Below are 23,024 nucleotides of genomic sequence, written 5' to 3'. Positions count from 1 at the left end.
CCCCATACAAAAATTAATGCCTAGTTAAGCAGCCAGGTATTGAACTCTTCATTGAGTTCATCCGCGTAGTCTGACCACCATTCATCGTTAATCAGGAAGGCGGTTTGGAAGTTTTGAGGTGCGGTAGGAAGGTTCGCTAAAATGTCTGGGTTCACCTCCGCCGAAGACGACTTACGCGTAGGCCCATAGGCAACGTACTTAGCTTGATCAGCTAATGGTTTTGTTCCTGAAGAAAAAGCAATGAAGTCCAATGCAAGCTTTGTGTTCTCACTCCCTTTAGGTATCGCCCATCCATTCATGTAACCCATTTGACGGTCCCATATAATCCGAAATGGTTGACCTTCATCCTTACGGGCATTGTGGATTCGGCCGTTAAACGCCGAGGCGATCACCACTTCTTTGTCTGCAAGCATTTGAGGTGGCTGGGCACCTGTTGTCCACCACAGTACTTCTGATTTGATCGTATCCAACTTAGCAAAAGCACGCTCACGCCCCGCTTCGGTTTCGAGCAGGCTGTAGACCTCTTCTGGCTTTACACCATCAGCCAATAGTGCCCACTCAAGATTGCCCTGAGGTTGTTTTTGCAATGCACGTCGACCTGGAAAAGTTTTTAGGTCAAAAAGATCGGTCAACTTGCTTGGCAAAGCCTTACCTTTAAACGCGTCTTCGTTCACCGCTAATACAGTGGACACAACGATGGTATTGATTGCGCATTCGTGAATCGCACCATCAATAAAATCCTCTTGTGCTGGTGTTCCATCAGCTCCCGGAGGCAAAATACTTGGGCTCACTGGTTCTAATAGCCCTTCTGCACAACCACGAACAATGTCCGGCTTGTCGAGAGAAACCAAATCCCAGCGCACATTGTTCGCTTCCACCTGTGCTTTAATTTCGGCTAATCCGCCGCTGAAATCCTCGGATACGATCTCAACACCTGTTTTTTTAATGAAAGGCTTATGATATGCCTCCACTTGGCTCTTGGTGAATGCACCACCCCAAGATACGACCGTCAATTTGTCTTCAGCATAAGCAGAGGTCCCCAACAGCATTCCTGAGATCAACAGCGCCAATGGTGCTTTGGTCATTCGTGACATGTTTTACTCCTTTTGGTTGTTTTTCTGGAGGCATCCGAGTACGGCTGTTGGATACCAGTTTTTGTTAAAATTAAGTTAACATTAGCATTTAATATATTTTATACAATATTTAATATTAAATTTTTCAGGCAAATCGTTGTAATGAAAAAGGTGAAAGATCAATCGATGTCGGCTTTCCTTCGATAAGCTCTAAAAGGAGATCTGCCGTAATCGCCGCTTGAGTTAATCCAAGGTGTTGGTGGCCAAATGCCAGTAATACATTTCCATCCCAAATGCTATCAATAACCGGTAACGAGTCGACTGTTGAAGGCCGATTACCCATCCACTTTTCTCCTTGCTTGAGTGAATGTAACCCCGATTCAAACATCTCATCACCTAACTGAAAAAGCATTTCTGAACGTTTCATATTGGGTGGTGATTCTACATCGGCATACTCCACAGTGCCTGCCAAGCGTAGCCCACCAGACATCGGAGTCATGATGAATTTTCTATCGGCAGAGCTAATAGGAAATGGCAGTACATCACGCTTGTCATCCACCATTAGGTGATAACCACGCTCGGCTTGAATAGGCACTTTGACTCCGGTTAGTTGCCGTATCAAAGGCTTAGAATGTACACCAGCGGCAACAATGATTCGGTCAAATGAATGTGTTTGAGACTCAACCAGCACATCGCCATTTTTCGCCAACGCAGATACACCTTTTTGTAAAACCTTACCGCCAAGAACTTCAAAAGCTTCACTTAGCTCAGCACAGAGCTGATAAGGGTCTAGCGTATGACCGGTTTCGGGAAAAAAGACTCCGATACGAACCTTATGGCTGAGATCAGGTATTCGCTCTCGAATCGCCTCTTGTGTCCAAACTTGATGCGTCACACCGTTTTTAGCCAGTGAGTTAAGCGTACTTTGATAATTCTGAAACAGTTTCTCGTTTTCAAAAGTGAGCAATGAACCATTCATTTTTATTAGATGCGCTTTTCCGATTGAATCAAGCACGCCACGCCAACTTGCCACTGACCGCTCGTTAAGACTCTTAATCGCGTTTTTTGCCTGCTCCGCGGCTGATGGCTTTGTTTGTAATAGAAAACGAATCATCCACCCGATAGTGCTTGGAATATCTTGCCAACGGATCGAAACCGGACTTTTGGGATCTAGCAGCATTTTAGGTAATTGTGGAAGCAGCGCTGGCGTTGCAAGAGGGAAGATTTGCTCAGTCGCGATATGGCCTGCATTTCCCTTAGAGCATCCATTCCCCACGCCATTGGGATCAAAAATCGTGACTTGATAACCTTGCTGCTGCAACTTCAATCCAATTGATAAGCCGATAATCCCCGCACCTATCACGGCGATCCTTTCCTTTTTGGTTTCATCCTTGACCAACATAAATATGCTCCGAGTCACACTTGAAAACGTAGATTGTATACAATATATTTTACATTACGTTAACATTACCATTGTTTAATTCAACCATTTTTTCAGCAAGGAGCGAAAAATGAGACAAGGAACTTTTTTCTGTATTGATGCCCACACCTGCGGCAACCCAGTTAGGCTGGTCGCAGGCGGTGTGCCTCCACTCGAAGGCAATACCATGAGCGAAAAGCGCCAATACTTTCTTGAGCATTATGATTGGATTCGTCAGGCACTCATGTTTGAGCCTCGCGGACACTCAATGATGTCGGGGTCAGTTGTCTTTCCTCCTTGCAGCGATAACGCAGACGCTTCAATTCTGTTTATTGAAACCAGTGGCTGCTTACCAATGTGTGGCCACGGCACCATTGGAACCGTCACTACCGCTATCGAGAATCGCCTTATCACTCCCAAAAAAGAAGGCCGTTTGATACTTGATGTCCCAGCAGGACAAATCGAAGTGCACTACCAAACAAAAGGTGACAAGGTCACGTCAGTGAGGATATTTAACGTACCAGCTTACCTTGCCCACCAAGACGTAACCGTGGACATAGAGGGCTTAGGTGAGCTCACTGTCGATGTTGCTTATGGCGGAAACTATTACGTAATCGTCGATCCTCAAGAAAACTATGCCGGACTTGAACACTACTCTCCAGATGAAATTTTGATGCTTTCACCAAAAGTTCGCGAAGCGGTATCTCGAGCGGTTGAGTGCGTACATCCAGAAGATCCAACAGTATGCGGTGTTTCTCACGTGCTATGGACCGGAGAGCCCACTCAAGAAAACGCCACCGCTCGAAATGCTGTGTTTTACGGCGACAAAGCGTTGGATCGCTCGCCATGTGGTACGGGTACTAGTGCACGCATGGCGCAATGGCATGCAAGAGGCAAACTCAATCAAGGAGAAGACTTTATTCACGAAAGTATCATCGGCAGCCTATTTCAAGGACGTATAGAAGGCATTACCGAAGTGAATGGCAAAGCCGCTATTTTGCCAAGTATTGAAGGATGGGCACAAGTATACGGTCACAACACAATATGGGTAGACGATGAAGACCCATATGCGTACGGATTTGAAGTGAAGTAATAAGGATAGTAAGGAAGAATGATGAACCCACAAGAACCAACCACTTTTTACGCAGTCAACGCCTTTACTGGTGAGCCTCTACCTATTGCGTTTCCGGTACATGGAGAGCAAGAAGTTAATCAAGCCGCCTCAGCCGCCCAAAACGTTGCGCGTGAGTTTCGCCAACTAAGCAATGCAAAGCGAGCGAGCTTACTTTGCTCTATCGCCTCTGAATTGGAAGTGAAGAGTGAAGAAATCGTTGCTCGTGCTCATTTAGAAACTGCCCTTCCCGAAGCACGTTTAAGCGGTGAAATAGGACGTACAGCGAGCCAATTAAGACTATTTGCCGAGGTTGTGAGCTCGGGTAATCACCATCAAGCAATTTTCGATACGCCAAACCCAGACCGTCAACCACTGCCGAAACCAGATATTCGTCGTCAGCAAATCGCAATTGGCCCTGTCGCCGTGTTTGGTGCGTCTAATTTTCCGCTCGCATTTTCTACGGCAGGTGGTGATACGGCTTCGGCACTGGCAGCTGGCTGTCCTGTGATTGTAAAAGGCCATACCGCCCACCCTGGCACCAGTCAACTTGTTGCAGAGTGTATTGAGGCTGCACTTGAGAAAGAGTGCTTACCGCAAGCCATCTTCACGCTATTGCAAGGCAACAAACGCGCACTTGGCCAAGCACTCGTTACCCATCCAAAAATTAAAGGGGTTGGGTTTACAGGTTCCGTCGGTGGTGGCCGTGCGCTGTTCAATCTAGCTCAGCAAAGACCAGAGCCAATCCCCTTCTATGGTGAACTAGGGGCGATTAATCCAACATTTATTCTCCCTTCAGCCATACGAGCAAACGCCTCATTGGCTGAAGAGTTTGTGGCTTCTATGACTTTGGGCTGTGGACAATTTTGTACAAAACCAGGCGTTGTATTTGTCTTGAATAGCCCAGAAACGCAAGCCTTTATCGAAATCGCTCAAGGGTTAATTCGACAACAATCAACGGCCACTTTGCTAACGCAAGGAATCCGAGAAACGTATGAATCCGAAGTGGATAAGCGAGCTTCCGAAACAGGCATTAACGTAACTCGTTCTGAACAAGCAGAAGTGACCAATGTCGCACCAGCACTGTTCGTGACGGACAGTAAAAACTGGCGTAAAAACCCGCAATGGGAAGAAGAAATATTCGGTCCTCAATCGTTAATCGTAATCTGTGAAGATTTCGATGACATGTTGAAACTGAGTGATTCACTGACTGGCTCGCTCACCGCAACCCTTCACGCTACCGCTGAAGACGAAGAACAAGCCAAGCAACTGCTTCCAAGTTTGGAAGAAATCGCCGGACGCCTTGTATTCAACGGTTGGCCAACTGGCGTCGAGGTTGGTTACGCTATGGTTCATGGTGGACCCTATCCGGCTTCAACCAATTCTGCCTCAACATCTGTCGGGGCAGAGGCTATTCATCGTTGGTTGCGTCCCGTCGCTTATCAAGCTTTACCAGAATCTTTATTGCCGGATTCATTAAAAGCGTCGAACCCACTGGGTATTCAACGCGCCATAGATGGCAGTGTGTCCCAATAAAATCACCAAATGGCTCAAAAAGGCATCAACTGATGCCTTTTATTTCACTCTACTTCTCAAAACCTTCTTTCCTAGTTGGTTTGTGCCAGAAAAACAATAAACTACTAAAGTAAAATGGATTGGATACAATATTAATTTCACGGGAGACTTCAATGTCACAGAAACCTGTTTTTAAAACGCGTACTCAGCTCGTTGAGGAAGCAATTCGAACTCAGATCTTGAAGGGCGAGTTAAAAACTGGTCAACCTTTACGTCAAGATGCGTTAGCAAAAGAGTTTAATGTTAGCCGAATTCCTGTGCGTGAAGCGTTAGTTCAATTGGAAGCACAAGGACTCGTTAGCTTTGAACCTCACAAAGGTGCGACGGTCACTGAGCTATCTCCAGAGAAAATCAATGAGCTATTTGAACTGCGCGCTGTCGTGGAATGCCACATTTTAGAGCGCGCGATTCAAAATATGACAGACGCTGACCTTGAACGCGCGCGCGAAGTTCGCGAACGTTTCGAGTCAGTAGTGAACAGTGGCGACGAAGTAGAAGAATGGAGCAACTACAACTACGAGTTCCACAAAGCCCTATATGCGCCAGCCAACATGCCTGAAACTATGGACGTCATTTACAACCTGAACACAAAGTGTGACCGATACATACGCATGCAGCTATTGTTTACTACAGGCATTAAAAAGGCAGAAGAAGAGCACTTAAGCTTGTTTGAAATGTGCCAAAATCGCGATATCGAAGGCGCCAAGTACCTACTGAAAAAGCACATTCTAGAAGCAGGCACAGCGATTCGAAACCTGCTGCTTGAAAGGCAAAATATCAGCCAGTAAACGGAATAACGAATAAGGTGATATTCAAGGATGAATGTTGGACCAAAGTTTTTACTTGCAGCGCTACGACAAAAGATTAAAGAAGAAGGGCTTTGCTACAATTCCTTGTCAGAGAAAAGTGGCATCCCTTTATCTAGTATTAAACGCCACCTACATAATCCAGCTTTAGGTTTGGATAAAGTACTTATTTATCTGAACTACCTGAATACCGATCTCATCGAACTCGCAACCTTAGCCAACGAGCTTCAGCACCAAAACGAGCAAATGCTAACAGATGAAGAGAGCGCCCTTTTCGTTGAGCATCCTTATTTACTTGATTTTATTTATATGCTGACTTCTCGTGATATTAAACCGCAAGAGATAGCCCAAACTTACGGACTTTCTGATACAAGCTTACGATTCTATTTGCGTATCGCGGAAATTCTAGGATATGTCGAAAACTTCGGAGACGGCTTGTTTTACCGTTCTGGTCGTCGATTTATTATGGAAGAAGGTACGGCATTAGACACCTTATTCAAAGAGCGATTTCAACAAGATTCGCTTTCTCATGATATCAACCCAGGCGTATGTATAGGTCGCATTAGGCTCACCGAAGAGCAGAAAGTGCAAATAGAGGACGAGCTTTGTAATAAATTAGCGAAACTTAACGCAGTTAACACTTCCAACAATGAAGGTGAACTAACAAATATATTAATGCGCTGCACTCCCGGTGCTCAGATATTTTTCGCTGATGATTTACCTAACATTGACGGAAGCTTATTAAAGCACGTCGCTCAACTCACTAAATTAAGTTAAAGCATCAGATAAATAAATCAAACACCCCCGAGATAACATCATATATCCCTACCAAACTATTGATTCAAAGCGTTTCCTGAATCTAATTCTGATTTTTTATTTAGCAAGCGTCGCTTAGTCAACTAAGAACTTGTCTTAATTTCACACTTATTAATTGTCTTGTTAGCTCTTTTGAAATAGACAGAAAACTTAAGTAATGACTAATTTAGCTTAAGTATAAAAGACAACTTTTTTACGTTATTTACCTCACACTATTTAACTATAAATTTGCAGACGAACAAATTAAATTAATACATTCACCTAGCTAATAAAAACAAAAGCAAAACACATAATTATAATTCTATTATTTATAAGGACATAGAAAAGTGAAATTTAAGTATTCTTTAGCAACGGCAGTCACTCTCGCATTATTACAAGGCTGTGGCGGTGGTGGCGGTGATAGCTCATCACCTACTCCGTCCACTAGCAGTGCAAACGGTCCAACGTGGAAAGTTCATGATTTTAGCCAACCGTCGAAAACGTTTATCAACCAATGTGAAACGCCCCGCGTCGGACTGGACCCATATGACAACTATGCCGCCTATCCAGATAAATTGGGCTCTGCATTACACGAAAAACTCTTTTTAAGAGCTTTTACTAACGAAACGTATCTATGGTATGACGAGGTTCCTGATAATAATCCAGCAAACTACAAAACTGTTACTGATTACTTCAATACGCTGGTCACCTCTGCTACTACCGCGACGGGTAAACCAAAAGATCGCTTCCATTTTACCGTCCCTTATGAGGATGATATGAAATCATCGCAATCCGGTTTAGTTGCTGGATTTGGTTTTAACTGGGCATTCCTACGTGGCGTACAACCTCGAGACGTTCGTATTTCCTACACTGAAGAAGCCTCGCCAGCTGATAGAAGCGGCATTGCTCGTGGTGATAAGCTTCTGAAAATCAATAATATTGATGTGGTTAACACCGGTAGTCAGTCCGACATTGATTTTATTAATAAAACGCTCTTTAACCCTGACATCAATCAAGATTACACCTTCACATTTGAGAGTGTTGGCGGTCTAGAGAAAACCGTGACGCTTACCGCCTCTGATGTCATGACCTCTCCAGTTAAAAATGCCAAAGTGATTACACAAAATGGTATGCGGATCGGCTATCTGCAATACAACTCCTTTGAACCAAGCGCTCAAGCCCCGCTTATTGAGGCGTTCAGTACGCTCTCAGCAGAGAATGTTGACGAGATCGTCGTTGATTTACGTTACAACGGCGGTGGCTTAGTCCTTCAGTCCTCGCAAGTAGGCTACATGCTAAGCGGTGCTGGTCAGAACCGAGTCTTCAGTGAGTTGATTCATAATGACAAAGTGATGCGTACCATTAAAGATGGGGATAACATCTATCGCTTTACGAATCTAGCAATAGACTGGGCAGCACAGAAATATTCGGATCAAGTGCTTCCGACACTGAACAAAAAGCGCGTATATGTGCTGACTTCAGGAGGCACGGCTTCCTCAAGTGAACTGCTAATCAACGCTTTGCGCGGCATTGATGTGGAGGTTATCCAAATAGGTTCAACAACCACAGGTAAACCGTACGGGTTCTCACCAGAACAAAACTGCGGCACTATGTACTACACTATTCAGTTCAAGTCGGCGAACGAGAAAAAATTTGGCGACTTCGCTGATGGTTTTATTCCTACTCCAAAGAGCCAAATCAATACCGAGCTAGGCTTAGACAATAGAGTGGAAGGTTGCTGGGTCAATGACGACCTAACAAAACCATTAGGCGATCCATCTGAAGGTATGCTTTCTGCGGCACTAAACTACATGGAAACTGGAACCTGTCCGCCAGTATCCCCTTCAAGTTTCAACGCCATGCCGCGTAACATTTCATCTCCGGAGTTAAGCGATCTTCGCTCTCCGCTACGAACAGAGGCAATTCATGTTGAGATCAACTAACTTTTTACGAATGCTGATTCGGGTTGCGCTTTTCTTAGGCACTTCGATTTCTTTGATAGGATGCCAAGCTATGTCACAAGAACCCGTTGAAGCATTGAGTAAAAAGAACTCTCCGGAAACAGTCATAGAGATTCAAAACGCGATCGCAGAAATCCAAGGGACACCAGCACCTAGAATCGCAAATAACGTATTTGAATCCTCACCGCATTTGTTGATTGAAAAAGGACGAGTAAAAGGGAACAACAATCAACTGTTGGATGGCAGCTATAAGGATCTTCCAGACCAATATACGTTGCAGATAAGAGGTGAAACCTGTGGCTTGTACTATGCCAAAACAGATACTTTTGTCTCTCTCAGTTCACTAGATTGTGAGCCCATCATTAAGTTTTAGATCTCCCAAAATAGAAGCCCGCTGATATCAGCGGGCTTCCTACTTTATTGTTCAGTGTGAAACGGTCAACGTTACTTGAGTTCAATCCATGCTCTGCGCTGTTGCTTATCCATGTATGACCAAGCTACAAAGCGGCTCACTTTCTGCCCTTGACTCATTTCAACCACACGAACGGCTTTCACACCCAATTTTTCAAGCTGCTTACGCATCGGGCGAACGTTGTCTTTTTTGGATATAAGTGTTGTAAACCACAAGACCTGCGCGGCAAAAGCTTGGCTTTCATTCGCCATTTTTCGGATAAACGCCGCTTCTCCGCCTTCACACCACAATTCAGCGTTTTGACCGCCAAAATTCAACGCAGGTTTACTTGTCTTTACTTGTGCGGTTTGAGGTTTTAGCCCTTTCTTGCGCTGGTTTGCTTTTAGATTATCGATTTTACGCCGGCTGCCCATAGCGGCATCTTCCGCCGAACGGTGGAATGGCGGATTACATGTCGTCACATCATAACGATCATTCGGTTGAATGATACCTCGATAAATATTGGCATCATTGTATTGCTGTACCAGTGCAATTTTTCCCGTCAAAACACGATTGTGCTCTACGATCGTTTGAGCCGATTGGATGGATTTTGGATCGACATCGCTGCCCGTATAGTGCCAACCGTATTTTGTTACACCAACAATCGGATAAATACAGTTTGCTCCCACGCCAATGTCCAACGCTTTCACTTTTTGGTGCGCGTACTGACCTTTTACTTCACCATCAAGTAGTTCTGCCACTCGGTGAATGTAATCAGCGCGGCCCGGAATCGGTGGGCAAAGGTAGGTGTCGGGAATGTCCCAGAACTCGATACCATAATACGCAGCAAGCAATGCTTTATTGAGCATTTTAACAGCATTAGGATCAGAGAAGTTTATGGAGTCTTCCCCTTTCGGATTTTTGATAACGAATGGCTTTAACTGTGGTTCACTTTCCACGAGTTTTTTAAAATCGTAACGACCTCGATGAACATTACGCTCATGCAAACCATTCTTCGCTATTTTTATGAACTCGACTTCGCTCTTTCCTGCAGGCTGCGAGGATTTGCGCGCAACTTTGTCTTTAACACGCTTCGGCTTGGCTTTATTCGCGTCTGTATTCTGAGCCGCCTTTGAAGCCTTTGGCTTTGCTTGCTTCGCGTTGTGATTATTGTTCTTCATTCAAATTCGCTTTTAAATCGAGGTAAATCATAAACAAACGAGCATCAAATTCGAGTTGGTGATACTCAGGCTCCATGCAGCAACATAACTGATAGAACGCCTTGTCGTGGTTTTTCTCACGAGTATGTGCCAACTCATGTACCACCAGCATTCTTAATAGTGGCTCGGGCGCATCTTTAAATACATTGGCAATGCGAATCTCGTTTTTCGACTTAAGCTTACCACCATGGTTTCTACTGATTACACTGTGCAAACCAAGCGCATTGTTTACCGCGTGAATTTTCTTATCGTAGACAACTTTACTGATTGGCGCGGCTTTCTTCATGTAGCGATTTTTGATTGCCATGGCGTACTCATAGAGCGCCCTTTCGCTTTTGATTTGGTGCCTATCGGGATAACGCTTTTCGAACCAAGGAACAAACTTGCCACTCGCTATCAATGAGCTCACCTGCTCTACGATGTTTTGTGGGTAGCCTTGAATGTATCGAAGTGACGGATGCATAGAGTTAACGTCTGTTATGACAAAATAAAGGCGCTCAATATACCTGAGATAAAGGACAGTTTCACCTTAGCTTTCGCCTTTCATTTATGGTGAAAGGCCGTTAAACTTCGCCTCCCAATGATAATGGAGAGAAACTCAATGAAACGTGTCGTCCTTTACGTCAAAGACAAATGCCCTCACTGCAAAGATGCTCAACGTTATCTGGATTCGAAAAATATTAACTATCGTTTGTGCAATGCTAAGATGCAACGCGGTCGCAAAGAACTTGATGCGCTTGGTGCTCGTTCAGTGCCAGTTTTAAAAATTGGTGATCGGGTAATGATTGGCTGGAACCCAAAGAACTTCGAGAAGATGTACAAAGGCGACTAGTGCTCGGACGATGAATCTGCGCTGCGTTTAAACGTAGCGCTTGATAAAGTCGATAAACGTTCGATCTGCTATTGATAAATACCCCTGCTTGCGCCAAGCAAGTGCCAGATCCAGCGTAACTGGTGGTTCAAACGGTAAGCCAACAACGCCCGACTCATGTTGAGTCACCAATTCCAGTAACGCGGTAATCGCAAACTCTTGTTTTACAATACTCAAAATCAAAGGCAGTAAGTTGGTCTCGAATGATGACTTCATGGTAAACCCATGCTCCTCACTCACCTGATCCAAAAATTCGCGGTGAAAATAGCCATGCTGAAACATAACCAAATCGTGTTCAAAGAACTCATCAAAAGTAAGAGCGTGTCGCTGGGCTAACTCATGCTCAGGTGAAACAACTGCGACCATTTGGCTAGTAAACAAATGGTCAGTTTCTAGGTCATCAGGCACATTATCACAACTGATCACACCGATATCGAGTTGACCATTAAGCAGCATACGACGAATCGATTGAGTCCCAGCTTCGACCAAGGTCAATTTTAACTCCGGGAACTGGCTTTTAAACGCCATCACAATTCGTGGAAAGAAATAACTGCCCATCATTGATGGCGTCCCGAGCCTTACTTCGCCTTTCGCTAAACCTTTCAACTCATCAATCGCGAGCTGCGCGTCGTGCAACTGTTGAATCACCCGCTTAGCATGTACAAGTAGCGTTTCGCCCTCTTTCGTTAAGCTGATTTTTTTATCATCACGGCGAAATAGGGTAACGCCCAAAGACTGCTCAAACTTTTTGATAGAAATGCTTAATGCGGGCTGGGCAATATGCAGGGCTTTCGCCGCATGGGTAATGTTTCCGTGTTCAGCGACCGCCAGAAAATGTTTAAGTTGTTTCGATTCCATTAGATCAAAAATATATGGTGTCCATATTTTTAATATATTTTTTTAATTTATAACGAACTGATAGATTGATCACAGTCTCTCCATTTGCTCACATTAGGCAGGATTCATGGTCAGTTTTGGCACACCGGAATACAAACGCATTACGCTCTCGCTTGCGCTTGGTTCCTTCTTGGTTTTTTCAAATTTATACCTACTACAGCCAATGCTGCCCACTTTTGCCCAAATTTTCACGATCTCAGAAACGCAAGTTAACTGGCTATTTGCGGCCTCAACACTCGCTCTCTCTTTTAGCCTCGTCCCGATGGCTGTGTTGTCAGAATCAGTGGGACGAAAACCAGTCATGATGGCTGGTCTGTTTTCGATTCCTACCCTTTCCGCTTTGATGCTGTTTGGTGACTCATTTCTGTTTTTGGTGGTATGTCGAGCACTGATCGGTGTCGCGCTCGCAGCTTTTGCTGCGGTCGCCGTGGCTTACATGGCAGAAGAGCTCGACAAGCACGCTTTCTCGATGGCAATTGGAACGTACATTGCGGCTAACTCATTAGGCGGTATTGCAGGGCGTATTAGCGGCGGCTTATTGGCGGACAATTTCAGTGTTGATGTCGCCATTGAGGTTATGATGGTGTTCACTCTTCTTGGTGTCATTGGCGTTCACTATTTATTGCCAACACAGCGCAACTTCACCCCGTCATCAAGCAGCTTGCGCCATCAAAATCGTGCGCTTATTGGTCATTTTAAAAACCAACGCGTGTGGTTCGCGATGCTGATAGGAGGACTCAACTTTGCTTTGTTCGTCAACCTTTACTCCGTAATGGGGTTCCGTCTGGTGAGTGAACCTCACAATGTGCCCGTCGGGTTGGCCTCACTGATCTTTATTTGTTACTTGGGAGGAACTTTCTCCTCTCGTTGCGCAGGCCACTGGAGTAAACGTTATTCCTCAATCCTAGGTATGTTCTTAGGCGCGATAGTAAGCATGACGGGAATGTGGATTGCTGCGGTTGAAAGCCTGACTGCAATGCTAGTTGGGTTGTTGCTGATAAGTTTTGGTGCCTTCTTTACTCATACCCTCGCCTACGGATGGGTCGGTCAGAATGCCACTCGCGCCAAAGCCACCGCAACAGCGCTCTACTTAGTACACTACTACGTAGGCGGTAGCTTGGGAGGATTCTTACTTCTTTATTGTTGGCAGCATGGAGGTTGGTCGAGTGTTCTTATGGGGGGAAGTGCAGTCTACCTAGCGATGTTTGCTGCGATTACGTATTTGAAACACATTGCCGAAAGAAAGCATACTGACCAAACACCTGACGCTGCGAGTTTAAAGAGTAGCTAAGGTACGCTCATTTGCGTAATACCTCTCTGGTTACTTGGATAACCAACTCTGCTATGCTTGGGCTACTTTAATAAAAACCAGAAAGTCGTATGTCAACGCGTTCAACACAAAACACAGATATCGAAGCGATCACTCAACAGGTCGATCAATGGCTCAACGATGTGGTAATCGGACTCAACCTTTGTCCGTTTGCTGCCAAGCCGCAACGTAATAAACAAATCAAAATCTTTGTTAGTGAAGCGACTCAAGAAGAAACGCTTCTTGAAGATATTTTATTGCAACTGATTGAGCTGAGTAACACAGAGCCCGAACAACTTGAGACCACGTTGGTTGTGGCTCCCAACATGCTACAAGATTTCTGGGACTACAATTTTTGTATCGATTGGGTTGAAGGGTTAATTAAGCAGCAGAACTGGGAAGGCATTTTCCAAGTAGCGACTTTCCATCCTGATTACTGTTTTGGCGGCGCTAGGCCTGAAGACGACGAAAACCTGACCAATCGTTCTCCTTACCCGATCTTCCATTTGATTCGCGAAGAGAGTATGGAAAAGGTACTAAAACACTATCCTGATCCTGAATCCATTCCCGATACAAACATCGCTCGTGTTTCCTCCCTTTCAGAGGAAGAACGTAAAAAGCTGTTCCCTTACCTATTTCGTTAAGCACCACCATTCCCAAAGGCAGATTTATCACCAGTTAGATGCAATGCCCTTGGGGTTCAAAGTGCGGTTTGGTATCATTGCCGCTTCAATCGATTCAATGGAAATTAGAATGCAACTGTCAAAGCTAACCCAAGAGATTTTTGATCACTTATACCGTGATATCACCGAGTTCCGTAGTACGTTCGACTTACCAGTCGCAGACGCTGCAAGCCTTGATACGCAAGCAGACACACTACACACCTCTTTGGCGATCGAAGAGCTAACAGAGCTAGCAGAAGCAGATTGTAAAACTGAGCAAGCAGATGCCATCGTAGACAGCGTGTATGTATTAATGGGCCGTCTCGTTCATCTTGGCCACAGCAAAGTAGAAGACAACCCGGCGATCAGCTACTTAATTGATCTTCTATTAAACGTTGCGGTAAACCGTGGTATCGAATTTATTCCTTGCTGGGATGAAGTACATTCAAGCAACATGAGCAAAGTATGCCGTAACGAGCAAGAGTACTCAGAAACAGAAGCATTCTACGCGGAACAAGGCATCAAGTTGATGGCGGTGCAGAAAGGTGAATACATCATCGCGAAATGCGCCGAAGATTTCGTATCGGAAGGTAAAACCATTCGTAAAGGCAAAGTACTCAAATCTGTTTACTACCGCCCTGCAGATCTAAAACCGTTAACTCAATAAGCGTTGAGTTTGGCTATCTCGATTAAAAAAAAACGACCTCAAGTAGGTCGTTTTTTATTGTCCCTAAATATTAATCAAAGATTAAATAAGGTTGCTCATCTACGATGACCTTTTTGACTTGAGTATTGAACACTTCCCCGAGAGCTTCTTCCGTTAGCACAGTATCGGCACTTCCTGATGAGTGCAGCACACCGTTGTCAAGCAGCAATACTTTATCTGCGTGCTTTAATGTGCGATTGAGATCGTGATTAGCAACCAATACTCCAATTCCCTGCGCCGCCATAGCGTTAATCAATTGATAGAGCAGACCCTCTTGCGCAATATCTAACGGTGCTGCTGGCTCATCCAAAATTAAAAACTGCGAAAAAGGATTAATGGTACGCCACACCTGCAAACATACACCTGCTAATCGGACACGCTGCCACTCACCACCGGATAATGTTTGAATACTGCGATGAAGCTTATCTTGCAGTTGTACCAGCTCCACCACCATATTGACGGCATCACGCACTTTGATATCCGCAATCTCAGCACCACTTGGCAGAGATAAAGCGAGATACTGAAACACATCAACATTAAACGCTGGGCGCGATTGCTGACACAAATAACCTCGAACATGAGCTTGCTCTGACAACGGTAAAGTAAGCAAGTTTTTGTTGCCAACGTACACTTCACCACTCATACCCTCTCGGTGACTTAACGTACCAGAAATCGCAGCCAATAAAGTACTCTTACCGGAACCATTAGGCCCAACGACATGTACGATTTCGCCAGCTTTGCACTCAAAAGAAAGAGGCAATAATCGACTACCAACCGACATATGTTTAACGTGCATCATGACTCTTCACCAGCATCCAGATGAAAATAGGTGCGCCAATCGATGTTGTCATGACACCTAAAGGTAACTCTGCGGAGTCCAATAACAGTCTTGCGCCGATGTCAGCAAATACAAGCAACGCAGCACCAGATATTGCAGAAAGTGGCAATAAATAACGGTTTTCCGTACCAAAAGCCAAACGCAACAAGTGCGGCACCACCAAACCAACAAAACTGATGATGCCACCCAAAGCGACTGAACTACCCACCAAAACAGAAATGGCGAGGATCAATTTCCAACGCATTTGATGAACATCGACACCCAATTGGGTCGCATGAATCTCACCCAGCATCAATTTATCAAGCGACTTGCCTTTACAACATAACCAGATAAGCACCGGTAACATCACTAAAGTAACGGTATGTTGATACCAACTTGCACCGCCAATACTGCCCATTAACCAATACATCAGTTGGCGTAAACTGAGATCATCACTAAAGTAAAATGCCCAGGTCACAATCGCGCTCGATAAAATACCCAATGCGACCCCAACCAAAAGCAATCGAGCCGTCGTCAGGTGCATTGCCCTTGCTATCGCCACCAAAACAAACGTGAATACCATCGAGCCTGCAATCGCTGCCAACATAAAAACAATCGGGGTAGGAAGAACAGGTGACGCGAACATGATTAAGACCATTGCTAAGCTTGCGCCACCAGAGATACCAAGCACGCCAGGTTCAGCCAACACGTTCCCAAGCAACACTTGTAACGTCGCGCCAGATACCGCTAACGCAGCACCAATAATTGCCGCAGACACTAACCTCGGTAAACGCAAGTCCACCAATAACTTCTGTTCAAATGCAGATAAGGATTGAAAAGGAGAAAGGAAAATTTCTCCGACCATCAAGTGAATGGCAGAGAGTACAGCGAGCACGATCGACATAACCATCAGGTTACGTTGCCAGCGTCGTTCCTTGTTCAGGATAAGTTGTTGAAAATCCATAGCGGCCGATAAAAACAAACGAGGCTTAACCTTACAGTTAAGCCTCGGTAAATTGCAATTAACTTCTCAAAGCAATGTTGGATTAATCGTAAACCAACTCACCCTCTTCAAAACGGGTTTTCACTTCACAAACCATCAGAGCTGCACGTTGACCTATTGCGACGTGGCGGTTCGGGAAGACAATCGCTTCGTTTTCATTCTTCGCCATTAATGGTTTGTCGCCATCATGACCAAACACTTCGCCGTGAACAAATGAGGTGAAGTTTTCAACATTGTCGTCGAACATAAAGTCAAAGTCTTCGTTCAAACGAACGATTGTGCGACTTACGCGATACTTAATGCATGGTTTTGGTAAGTGTTCTGGCTTCGTTTCCGCAATCAAATTACGTAAAGACAAATCAAACGCGGTCAGTTTATCGAGGTCATTTTCACCGATACGAGCCACACGGCCAAGTTCCATTGTGAGAGCCTGCGCACCAAAATTCTCGGCACTGTACCAGCTAAACGTGCTCGATGGTGAGTTTGACAGGAGCACTGCTTCAATGTGTGCACTGTCCAAGAAATCGATCAATGCTTTGCTGCGCACAGGATGACGAGTCTTAGGACTTACTGCAAACGTATAGTGCTTCGAGCCTCTAATCGCGCAGTGTAAATCAAGGTGCCAGCGTGTTGTCGGGTCGGTATCCTGATAAAAATCTCGAACAAGCAGCTTAAGCGTATCGGCGATAACAAGCTCTTTTGTCTGTTTGTGTTCTTTTTCGTCAAACAAACGGTTGAGGTTTTCTTCAAGGAATCGCGTGTGCGCCAGAGTGGACTCTGGGTGAGCGATAATGAACAGACAACGGGTATCGACCGTCTGGAACCCAGATTCTATGTCTTGAATAATGGAATCCACCAGCTCCATCGGTGCGGTTTCATCTCCGTGAACCCCACAAGAGATGATGATGTTCTTCGTATCCTGAGTATAATTCGCAGGGATTACTTCTAATACACCACGCTGATAGAGTTTAAGTTTTACACCGTTAGAAAGCACCTGCTCCGCTGGTGCAACATCAATATGAACATCTAACGTGTCAGTTAAAAACGATTGGCGAAAGAGAGACTTCGTCATGCGTTACTCCTTAATAGCACGGCGGATATGTTAATAAATTGTACAAAGGATTTTTGTTGCTGCGATCTCACTTATGAGTAGAAATCACTATTTCCCTCGAAAATCCGATGCCTTTTCGCGCCAGGCACTCAAATCAAGCATTGAGGCGTTTAATTTTCAAACAATTACAAAGTGTTAGGGCTGTGAACTTTACCACAGCCCTGATTAAGATCATTATGATTTGATCAAATTTTTGTAGCTATAAAGCAGATTATGCATCAACACTGCGAAAAACTTAGCCGCGCTGTGCGAGCAAACGCTCAAACTCATCGACTTTTTCACGCACTAGCTCAACACTCTGCTGCCAAAACGTTGGCTGGGTTAAATCCATCGACAGGTGCTTTTCGACGACATCTTCCGCCATCATGCAGCCTGTATCGCGCAGCAAATTGATGTAATCGGTGTAAAACGCTTCGCCTTTGTTTTCTCGCTGTGCATAGATACCCTTGCTAAACAAGAAACCAAATAGGTATGGGTAGTTATAAAAGCTCACGCTATCAATAGAAAAGTGCAGCTTGCTTGCCCAGAAGTACGGATCCGGTTCGCTCATTACGTCGCCATACCATTCTTTCCAAGTTTCTGACATCAACTCACAGAATTCATCTGCGGTTAACTCTCCATCCTGGCGGCGTTCATAGAACGATTTTTCAAACTCGTAGCGAACCGGAATGTTGATCATTAAAGCTAGCGCAGATGACAACTCTTCCCACAACATCTCGAGCTTTTCATCAACGCTCTCCGCTTTCGAAATCAAATGATCACGAACGATGTTTTCTGCAAAGATAGAGGCGGTTTCTGCTAACGTCATTGGGTAGTAAGTTTGGCAAAGTGGCAAATCACGAATAACCCAGTTATGGAACGCATGGCCAAGTTCATGTGCCAGAGTCATAAGGTCTGACCGACTGCCACTCCAAGTCATAAACACAAGTGGTGTTCGCGTTGCTGGCAGTTTGGTGCAGTATGCGCCAAGACGCTTGTTAGCATTTGGCGCGGCATCAATCCAACCATTTTGTACCATCAAACGGACAAACTCCGACATCTCAGGGTTTACTGTTTCAAATGCTTCACAAATAACATCAATCGCTTCATCAAAGTCGTAAACCTTCGCTTCACCGCTCAAAGCAGGCATAGCCGCCAGATGATTCCAAGGTTTCATCTCATCCAGACCATGTACTTGCGCCATCAATAAACCCGCTTTCTGACCAATAGCTCGACTGTCTTTGGCTACGGTCATCATCGCATTTAAAGTTTCAGCTTGGATTCGGCTACCATGCAAACTCGGCTCTAGGAAGTGAACTTCACGCTTCGTAGAACGCTTTTTGTTTTCAGTTAAGCGCCATCCTGCTAACGCATTCAAAATCGCAGCGAATGATTCTTGGTGCGTTTGCATTGCATCTTGTACGCCTCGCCACGCGGCTTCTTGACGCTCGAATTCAGAACCATAAAGAATGCTTGCCGCTTGAGAAAACCCAAGCTCTTCACTATTACCATCTGTGTACTCAAGCTTCACTTTCAATGAGCCAGTCAGGTTATCGTATAGGTTACCCCAAGCCGATTTGCCATCCACACTCATCGCAGCCAGTAACTGTTCTTCTGCGTTGCTAAGACGAGTATCCGCCAACTTTCTAGAATTCAAGATAGAAAAAGCTTGCCCACTGATATCAGGATTCTCATGGTCTAACACGCGCAAGATAAACTCTTCGTCGGCATGAGTTAATTTCAAATCAAAGGGACTGAACGCTTGGGAAAGCTCCGAAAAGATGCGGGTCATTTTACCAAGTAACGATTTCGCTTCGGCGTTTGTTGCATCAACAGAAGCATAACAACTCGCAAAATTTGCAACTGTGCCCGCTAAACGACTCGCGGCTTCATTGGTTAAAATCGCATTTTGCATGATCTCTACGTTGCCACAATCTGCTGATTGTTTATTCAAAAGATCAATACATTGTTCCACAAGAGCAATATCGTCTTGAATTCGTGGGTCAGAAAGGTCGTTATAAACGATGGACAAATCCCAACTCGGCGTTGTCATTTCTATATTTCCTTTTTATGTAACTGAGTCAATTTTCGCTTCCTGCACCTAGCAGATGGGCTTCCACTGACATCTTCCGTGACTATGCCCATAAGCAATATCGCTTTAGGCATTTTAATATTTATAAATTAACGAGTTAAAAGAGATACGCCAATCGAACGCACCGAGGCGTAAATTTGCTCATCTATGGTAATTGTTACATGCGTGACAGAAGCGTTTCCTATCGACAACGTCGAATACCACTTTGGGTTACGCCAATCTAACTCCAATACATGAGCAAGAATCATACGAATGACGCCACCATGCGTGACGATAAGTAGATTGTCATTGATATCGTTGATGATTTGAGACCAAACGCGACATATGCGCTCAGAAAATGTGCTTAAGCTCTCAGCATTCGGCAACGTATGTTGTGCTGGCGATTGCCAAAAAGCATCTAGCTTTTTCCACTGCTCAGTGAGCATATCAAAAGGCATACCATCAAAATCACCAAATGCCATCTCTTGTAAAGACTCATCCGTCATTACTGGTAATAATTGCTGTTCAGCAATGATGTTTGCCAGTTCTTGACAACGTGAAAGCGGAGAAGAAATTATTCCACCCACACCTCGTCCACTCTCGGCCCAAGCCCGAGCAATACTCTCTTGATCAGCAGGCGTAACTTTTACATCTGTTTGGCCATGGAGTCCTGGTGGAGCGTCTACTTTTCCATGACGCACAAGATAGATATTGAGTGTTTTCATTTTGTTCCATCCTACTCTTTAAGAACCAACGGCAAACCAGCAGCAACAAAGGTAACGCGATGGCAAACACTGGCTAGTTTTTGATTCATCCGTCCTGCATTATCCACAAAATAACGACTAACTGCCCCCAAAGGTACAATGCCCATTCCAACCTCGTTAGAGACGAATATTAACGTCGCATCTGAGCCACGTACCACCTGTATAAGCTTTTCAATTTCTGCTTCTAGCTTCTCATTGGAACATTCATCACCTAACTCAAATATCCAATTATTGAGCCACAAGGTTAAACAATCGACCAGTACAACATCGGTGTTAGAGAAATTTGTCAGTAACTCAGATAAATGAAGGGGGCATTCATGCTCTTGCCACTCGCCCCCGCGTTGCTTTTGATGATGCGCTATTCGCTCTCGCATTTCTTGGTAAAATGGCAGCGCGGTTGCAACATAGTGTAATGATCGATGAGAAGCGACCGATAATTGCTTAGCTGTTTTTTCTGCCAAATGCGACTTCCCAGAGCGCGCGCCACCGAGTATCAATTGCTTCATGAGGAGTGATACAACCCAATCATAGTGAGATAAATAAGCAGTTCCGACAACTGTTGCGCTGCGCCAAGGCAATCCCCCGTAAAGCCGCCAATTCTCTTGGTTAACCAACGTTTGAACATCAAACGAAATACCACGAGAACAAGCGATATCAAGATCGCATCCGCGAAACCAAGCACAAGCAATGTTACGCCACCAGTAAACAACAAAATGGAGACTTCTAGAGAAGACTGGCGACTTGCTAGCGGTTTACTTTTCGACGTATCACTGTCACTGACATAAGGCATGTCATAAATAAGCGTCGCTGCTAGTGCTCGGCTTGCGGTGTAAGCGACGACAATGACCAACCAAAAGTGCGGCAAGTTAGCCAGTTCACTCCAAAAAACATACTTAGCCAATAACGCCATAATGAGAGTGGCGGCACCATAAGTGCCAATACGACTGTCTTTCATAATAGAGAGGCGTCGCTCTACGGTCATGCCACCGCCAATGCCATCCGCCATATCGGTCAAGCCGTCTTCGTGAAAAGCCCCAGTTAACAATAAGCTAAACACCATCGTTAATACTATGGCAACCGACTCTGGGAAAAAAATTGAGGTGAGCGAGAATACCAAAGCGCAAAGTGCTCCAAGCACGAGACCAACTAACGCAAAGTAACGGCCTGCCTGATTCATGCGTTCTTCACTGTAAGGCAACGCTTGGGGCACGGGTAAGCGGCTAAAAAAACTGGTAGCTAATAGAAATAACTCCCACTGGTATCTTAACGATGACGGCGTGACTTTCTCAGAATTATCAGGGACTGACACTATACTGTAACTCCTGCACTCTCGAAGCTCGCCATTTTGTTGTAAAACTGAGCGGCAGCTTTTAACAAGGGTAAGGCAAGAGCGGCTCCTGTTCCCTCCCCTAGCCGTAAACCAAGGTCGAGCAGAGGTTCTGCTTTAAGATGTTCCAATACAAATTTATGTCCATTTTCTTCAGAGCGATGGGCAAACAACATGTATTCACGCGTTTCTTCATCTAGCAACGTCGCAATATAAGCCGCTACCGATACGATAAACCCATCCACTAAAACTGGAGTTTTAAGCCGCTTGGCTTCTAAAAAAGCGCCCACCATTTGTACGATTTCAAAACCTCCAGCCTGTGCAAGAATCGCTTTAGTATCAAGACCTCGACATCGGTTTACCCCCTGTGCTACCAATTTATATTTGCGGCTCAACTGCTGTTGATTGATTCCAGTGCCAACGCCAACACAATAATCAATATCTAATGAGCTCAGCGCCGATAACAGTGCTGAGGCCGAACTGGTATTACCGATGCCCATCTCACCGAACATCAAGAGGTTTGAACCATGCAAAATGGTTTGCTCAGCAATCTTCGCACCATATTCTAAACCTAGCGCCACTTGTTCTGGGGACATCGCGGATTGTTTAGAAAAATTAGCCGTACCGTTACCCAACCGTTGTTCAACCAAGTTGGGATGGGATTTAAATTCTGGAACAAGCACATCAATAGGAGCCAACATGCCGCAATCTATTACTTTGAGTTGAATGCCATTGATGTCGCAAAAACAGTTGATGGCTGCGCCGCCAGCGAGAAAGTTAGCCACCATTTGCTGAGTGACTTCGCTTGGCGCAATGCTCACACCCTCCTCTGCAACGCCGTGATCTCCAGCAAATACCAGCATGCTTGGTTTGCAGATAGCGATGGAATCAACTGGCTGAGGTTTATTCTGACTTTGAATAAGAGCTAACTGCAGTGCCACCTTTTCCAATAAGCCTAAAGAACCGACGGGTTTGGTTTTGTTATCTATGCGTGCTTGTATCTCCGCAGCAAAAGAGTCATCCATTTTTTACGTTCCTTTGATGTTATCTGGGTGAGAGGTGTTCTGTTGTTCAAGAGGTCTTGTTCAGCGACAGTTTTTGCGCGCCCACTATTGTATACACTTGCATCCAATTGGGGCAGCGCTAATCAAGTTT

General features: G+C 44.9%; 23 protein-coding genes. 10 read left to right on the top strand and 13 right to left on the bottom strand.

The window, feature by feature from the left end; genetic code table 11:
* Positions 1 to 20 precede the first annotated feature (20 nt).
* Both R7Q41_RS05245 and R7Q41_RS05240 read right to left on the bottom strand, forming a co-directional pair.
* Entirely contained in the window at positions 21 to 1,094 is a 1,074-nt protein-coding gene (locus R7Q41_RS05245; protein ID WP_017633955.1) for a polyamine ABC transporter substrate-binding protein, read from the bottom strand.
* A 124-nt stretch (positions 1,095 to 1,218) separates the two neighbouring features.
* Positions 1,219 to 2,475 carry an FAD-dependent oxidoreductase gene (locus R7Q41_RS05240; protein WP_318144398.1) on the bottom strand — a complete coding sequence of 419 codons (1,257 nt, stop codon included), beginning with the start codon at positions 2,473 to 2,475 and terminating at the stop codon, positions 1,219 to 1,221.
* A 109-nt stretch (positions 2,476 to 2,584) separates the two neighbouring features.
* Between R7Q41_RS05240 and R7Q41_RS05235 the strand changes: the two genes are divergently transcribed.
* The 6 genes from R7Q41_RS05235 to R7Q41_RS05210 all read left to right on the top strand — a co-directional run bounded on the left by R7Q41_RS05235 (position 2,585) and on the right by R7Q41_RS05210 (position 9,114).
* Positions 2,585 to 3,586 (top strand): 4-hydroxyproline epimerase, encoded by a 1,002-nt coding sequence (locus R7Q41_RS05235; protein ID WP_318144397.1) that lies wholly within the window; start codon positions 2,585 to 2,587, stop codon positions 3,584 to 3,586.
* 21 nt (positions 3,587 to 3,607) lie between these two features.
* Positions 3,608 to 5,140, top strand: a complete 1,533-nt coding sequence (locus R7Q41_RS05230; RefSeq protein ID WP_017820890.1) for an aldehyde dehydrogenase (NADP(+)) — start codon at positions 3,608 to 3,610, stop codon at positions 5,138 to 5,140.
* A gap of 152 nt (positions 5,141 to 5,292) precedes the next feature.
* Positions 5,293 to 5,967 carry a GntR family transcriptional regulator gene (locus R7Q41_RS05225; RefSeq protein ID WP_005377862.1) on the top strand — a complete coding sequence of 225 codons (675 nt, stop codon included), beginning with the start codon at positions 5,293 to 5,295 and terminating at the stop codon, positions 5,965 to 5,967.
* Positions 5,968 to 5,997: 30 nt separating this feature from the next.
* Complete coding sequence (locus tag R7Q41_RS05220) at positions 5,998 to 6,762, top strand: hypothetical protein (protein WP_005377865.1); 765 nt, start codon at positions 5,998 to 6,000, stop codon at positions 6,760 to 6,762.
* A gap of 365 nt (positions 6,763 to 7,127) precedes the next feature.
* Entirely contained in the window at positions 7,128 to 8,723 is a 1,596-nt protein-coding gene (locus tag R7Q41_RS05215; protein WP_042521927.1) for a S41 family peptidase, read from the top strand.
* A gap of 70 nt (positions 8,724 to 8,793) precedes the next feature.
* On the top strand, positions 8,794 to 9,114 hold the full coding sequence (locus tag R7Q41_RS05210; protein ID WP_206225514.1) for a hypothetical protein: 321 nt from the start codon (positions 8,794 to 8,796) through the stop codon (positions 9,112 to 9,114).
* Positions 9,115 to 9,185: 71 nt separating this feature from the next.
* Here the strand turns inward: R7Q41_RS05210 and rlmF are convergent, their stop codons facing one another.
* Positions 9,186 to 10,313, bottom strand: a complete 1,128-nt coding sequence (gene rlmF, locus R7Q41_RS05205) for a 23S rRNA (adenine(1618)-N(6))-methyltransferase RlmF (RefSeq protein ID WP_206225513.1) — start codon at positions 10,311 to 10,313, stop codon at positions 9,186 to 9,188.
* Positions 10,300 to 10,815, bottom strand: coding sequence for a M48 family metallopeptidase (locus R7Q41_RS05200; protein WP_047100699.1), 516 nt, complete (start codon positions 10,813 to 10,815; stop codon positions 10,300 to 10,302). Before R7Q41_RS05200 ends, rlmF begins: the two co-directional genes overlap by 14 nt.
* 138 nt (positions 10,816 to 10,953) lie before the next feature.
* On the opposite strand from R7Q41_RS05200, the gene R7Q41_RS05195 reads away from it, so the two are divergent.
* A complete protein-coding gene (locus R7Q41_RS05195; RefSeq protein WP_005377871.1) occupies positions 10,954 to 11,184 on the top strand; it encodes a glutaredoxin family protein in 231 nt (76 codons plus the stop codon).
* Between the two features lie 27 nt (positions 11,185 to 11,211).
* Here the strand turns inward: R7Q41_RS05195 and R7Q41_RS05190 are convergent, their stop codons facing one another.
* Positions 11,212 to 12,081: a LysR family transcriptional regulator gene (locus R7Q41_RS05190; protein WP_109168432.1), complete on the bottom strand. Its 870-nt coding sequence runs from the start codon at positions 12,079 to 12,081 to the stop codon at positions 11,212 to 11,214.
* Between the two features lie 106 nt (positions 12,082 to 12,187).
* Between R7Q41_RS05190 and R7Q41_RS05185 the strand changes: the two genes are divergently transcribed.
* The 3 genes from R7Q41_RS05185 (at position 12,188) to R7Q41_RS05175 (ending at position 14,758) form a co-directional block, all read left to right on the top strand.
* Entirely contained in the window at positions 12,188 to 13,411 is a 1,224-nt protein-coding gene (locus tag R7Q41_RS05185) for an MFS transporter (RefSeq protein WP_318108019.1), read from the top strand.
* Between the two features lie 89 nt (positions 13,412 to 13,500).
* Positions 13,501 to 14,073 (top strand): DUF1415 domain-containing protein, encoded by a 573-nt coding sequence (locus R7Q41_RS05180; RefSeq protein WP_318108018.1) that lies wholly within the window; start codon positions 13,501 to 13,503, stop codon positions 14,071 to 14,073.
* A 109-nt stretch (positions 14,074 to 14,182) separates the two neighbouring features.
* Positions 14,183 to 14,758 carry a nucleoside triphosphate pyrophosphohydrolase family protein gene (locus R7Q41_RS05175; protein ID WP_136976271.1) on the top strand — a complete coding sequence of 192 codons (576 nt, stop codon included), beginning with the start codon at positions 14,183 to 14,185 and terminating at the stop codon, positions 14,756 to 14,758.
* Between the two features lie 70 nt (positions 14,759 to 14,828).
* Here R7Q41_RS05175 and btuD read toward each other — a convergent pair whose 3' ends face one another.
* The 8 genes from btuD to cobT all read right to left on the bottom strand — a co-directional run bounded on the left by btuD (position 14,829) and on the right by cobT (position 22,894).
* Positions 14,829 to 15,596: a vitamin B12 ABC transporter ATP-binding protein BtuD gene (btuD, locus tag R7Q41_RS05170; protein ID WP_136976272.1), complete on the bottom strand. Its 768-nt coding sequence runs from the start codon at positions 15,594 to 15,596 to the stop codon at positions 14,829 to 14,831.
* A complete protein-coding gene (btuC, locus tag R7Q41_RS05165) occupies positions 15,583 to 16,578 on the bottom strand; it encodes a vitamin B12 ABC transporter permease BtuC (RefSeq protein ID WP_042521936.1) in 996 nt (331 codons plus the stop codon). The genes btuD and btuC overlap by 14 nt, the downstream gene beginning before the upstream one ends.
* 82 nt (positions 16,579 to 16,660) lie before the next feature.
* Positions 16,661 to 17,689, bottom strand: coding sequence for a succinylglutamate desuccinylase (locus R7Q41_RS05160; protein WP_005377878.1), 1,029 nt, complete (start codon positions 17,687 to 17,689; stop codon positions 16,661 to 16,663).
* A 274-nt stretch (positions 17,690 to 17,963) separates the two neighbouring features.
* On the bottom strand, positions 17,964 to 19,760 hold the full coding sequence (locus R7Q41_RS05155) for a M3 family oligoendopeptidase (RefSeq protein WP_318108016.1): 1,797 nt from the start codon (positions 19,758 to 19,760) through the stop codon (positions 17,964 to 17,966).
* 128 nt (positions 19,761 to 19,888) lie between these two features.
* The gene (cobC, locus tag R7Q41_RS05150) at positions 19,889 to 20,503 is read right to left on the bottom strand and encodes an alpha-ribazole phosphatase (RefSeq protein ID WP_318108014.1); all 615 of its coding nucleotides are present in this window, start codon (positions 20,501 to 20,503) and stop codon (positions 19,889 to 19,891) included.
* A gap of 11 nt (positions 20,504 to 20,514) precedes the next feature.
* Positions 20,515 to 21,048: a bifunctional adenosylcobinamide kinase/adenosylcobinamide-phosphate guanylyltransferase gene (cobU, locus tag R7Q41_RS05145; RefSeq protein WP_318144396.1), complete on the bottom strand. Its 534-nt coding sequence runs from the start codon at positions 21,046 to 21,048 to the stop codon at positions 20,515 to 20,517.
* Entirely contained in the window at positions 21,045 to 21,851 is an 807-nt protein-coding gene (locus R7Q41_RS05140; RefSeq protein ID WP_115385892.1) for an adenosylcobinamide-GDP ribazoletransferase, read from the bottom strand. The genes cobU and R7Q41_RS05140 overlap by 4 nt, the downstream gene beginning before the upstream one ends.
* Positions 21,851 to 22,894 (bottom strand): nicotinate-nucleotide--dimethylbenzimidazole phosphoribosyltransferase, encoded by a 1,044-nt coding sequence (cobT, locus tag R7Q41_RS05135; RefSeq protein ID WP_053306938.1) that lies wholly within the window; start codon positions 22,892 to 22,894, stop codon positions 21,851 to 21,853. The genes R7Q41_RS05140 and cobT overlap by 1 nt, the downstream gene beginning before the upstream one ends.
* Positions 22,895 to 23,024 lie beyond the last annotated feature (130 nt).

The sequence above is a fragment of the Vibrio sp. 2096 genome (genome assembly GCF_033339595.1).
Taxonomy (GTDB): Bacteria; Pseudomonadota; Gammaproteobacteria; order Enterobacterales; family Vibrionaceae; genus Vibrio; species Vibrio alginolyticus.
The sequence above is the reverse complement of the archived record's forward strand: the minus strand, read 5'-3'. Positions and strand labels throughout refer to the sequence as shown.

Bases quoted from the DNA above. Each gene is read 5' to 3' on its own strand.
- btuC (WP_042521936.1), bottom strand. From the start codon at position 16,578: ATGGATTTTCAACAACTTATCCTGAACAAGGAACGACGCTGGCAACGT.
- R7Q41_RS05195 (WP_005377871.1), top strand. From the start codon at position 10,954: ATGAAACGTGTCGTCCTTTACGTCAAAGACAAATGCCCTCACTGCAAA.
- cobC (WP_318108014.1), bottom strand. From the start codon at position 20,503: ATGAAAACACTCAATATCTATCTTGTGCGTCATGGAAAAGTAGACGCT.
- R7Q41_RS05185 (WP_318108019.1), top strand. From the start codon at position 12,188: ATGGTCAGTTTTGGCACACCGGAATACAAACGCATTACGCTCTCGCTT.
- cobT (WP_053306938.1), bottom strand. From the start codon at position 22,894: ATGGATGACTCTTTTGCTGCGGAGATACAAGCACGCATAGATAACAAA.
- R7Q41_RS05225 (WP_005377862.1), top strand. From the start codon at position 5,293: ATGTCACAGAAACCTGTTTTTAAAACGCGTACTCAGCTCGTTGAGGAA.
- R7Q41_RS05200 (WP_047100699.1), bottom strand. From the start codon at position 10,815: ATGCATCCGTCACTTCGATACATTCAAGGCTACCCACAAAACATCGTA.
- R7Q41_RS05220 (WP_005377865.1), top strand. From the start codon at position 5,998: ATGAATGTTGGACCAAAGTTTTTACTTGCAGCGCTACGACAAAAGATT.
- R7Q41_RS05230 (WP_017820890.1), top strand. From the start codon at position 3,608: ATGAACCCACAAGAACCAACCACTTTTTACGCAGTCAACGCCTTTACT.
- btuD (WP_136976272.1), bottom strand. From the start codon at position 15,596: ATGATGCACGTTAAACATATGTCGGTTGGTAGTCGATTATTGCCTCTT.
- R7Q41_RS05180 (WP_318108018.1), top strand. From the start codon at position 13,501: ATGTCAACGCGTTCAACACAAAACACAGATATCGAAGCGATCACTCAA.
- cobU (WP_318144396.1), bottom strand. From the start codon at position 21,048: ATGAAGCAATTGATACTCGGTGGCGCGCGCTCTGGGAAGTCGCATTTG.
- R7Q41_RS05155 (WP_318108016.1), bottom strand. From the start codon at position 19,760: ATGACAACGCCGAGTTGGGATTTGTCCATCGTTTATAACGACCTTTCT.
- R7Q41_RS05245 (WP_017633955.1), bottom strand. From the start codon at position 1,094: ATGTCACGAATGACCAAAGCACCATTGGCGCTGTTGATCTCAGGAATG.
- R7Q41_RS05235 (WP_318144397.1), top strand. From the start codon at position 2,585: ATGAGACAAGGAACTTTTTTCTGTATTGATGCCCACACCTGCGGCAAC.
- R7Q41_RS05190 (WP_109168432.1), bottom strand. From the start codon at position 12,081: ATGGAATCGAAACAACTTAAACATTTTCTGGCGGTCGCTGAACACGGA.
- R7Q41_RS05160 (WP_005377878.1), bottom strand. From the start codon at position 17,689: ATGACGAAGTCTCTCTTTCGCCAATCGTTTTTAACTGACACGTTAGAT.
- R7Q41_RS05240 (WP_318144398.1), bottom strand. From the start codon at position 2,475: ATGTTGGTCAAGGATGAAACCAAAAAGGAAAGGATCGCCGTGATAGGT.
- R7Q41_RS05210 (WP_206225514.1), top strand. From the start codon at position 8,794: ATGTCACAAGAACCCGTTGAAGCATTGAGTAAAAAGAACTCTCCGGAA.
- rlmF (WP_206225513.1), bottom strand. From the start codon at position 10,313: ATGAAGAACAATAATCACAACGCGAAGCAAGCAAAGCCAAAGGCTTCA.
- R7Q41_RS05175 (WP_136976271.1), top strand. From the start codon at position 14,183: ATGCAACTGTCAAAGCTAACCCAAGAGATTTTTGATCACTTATACCGT.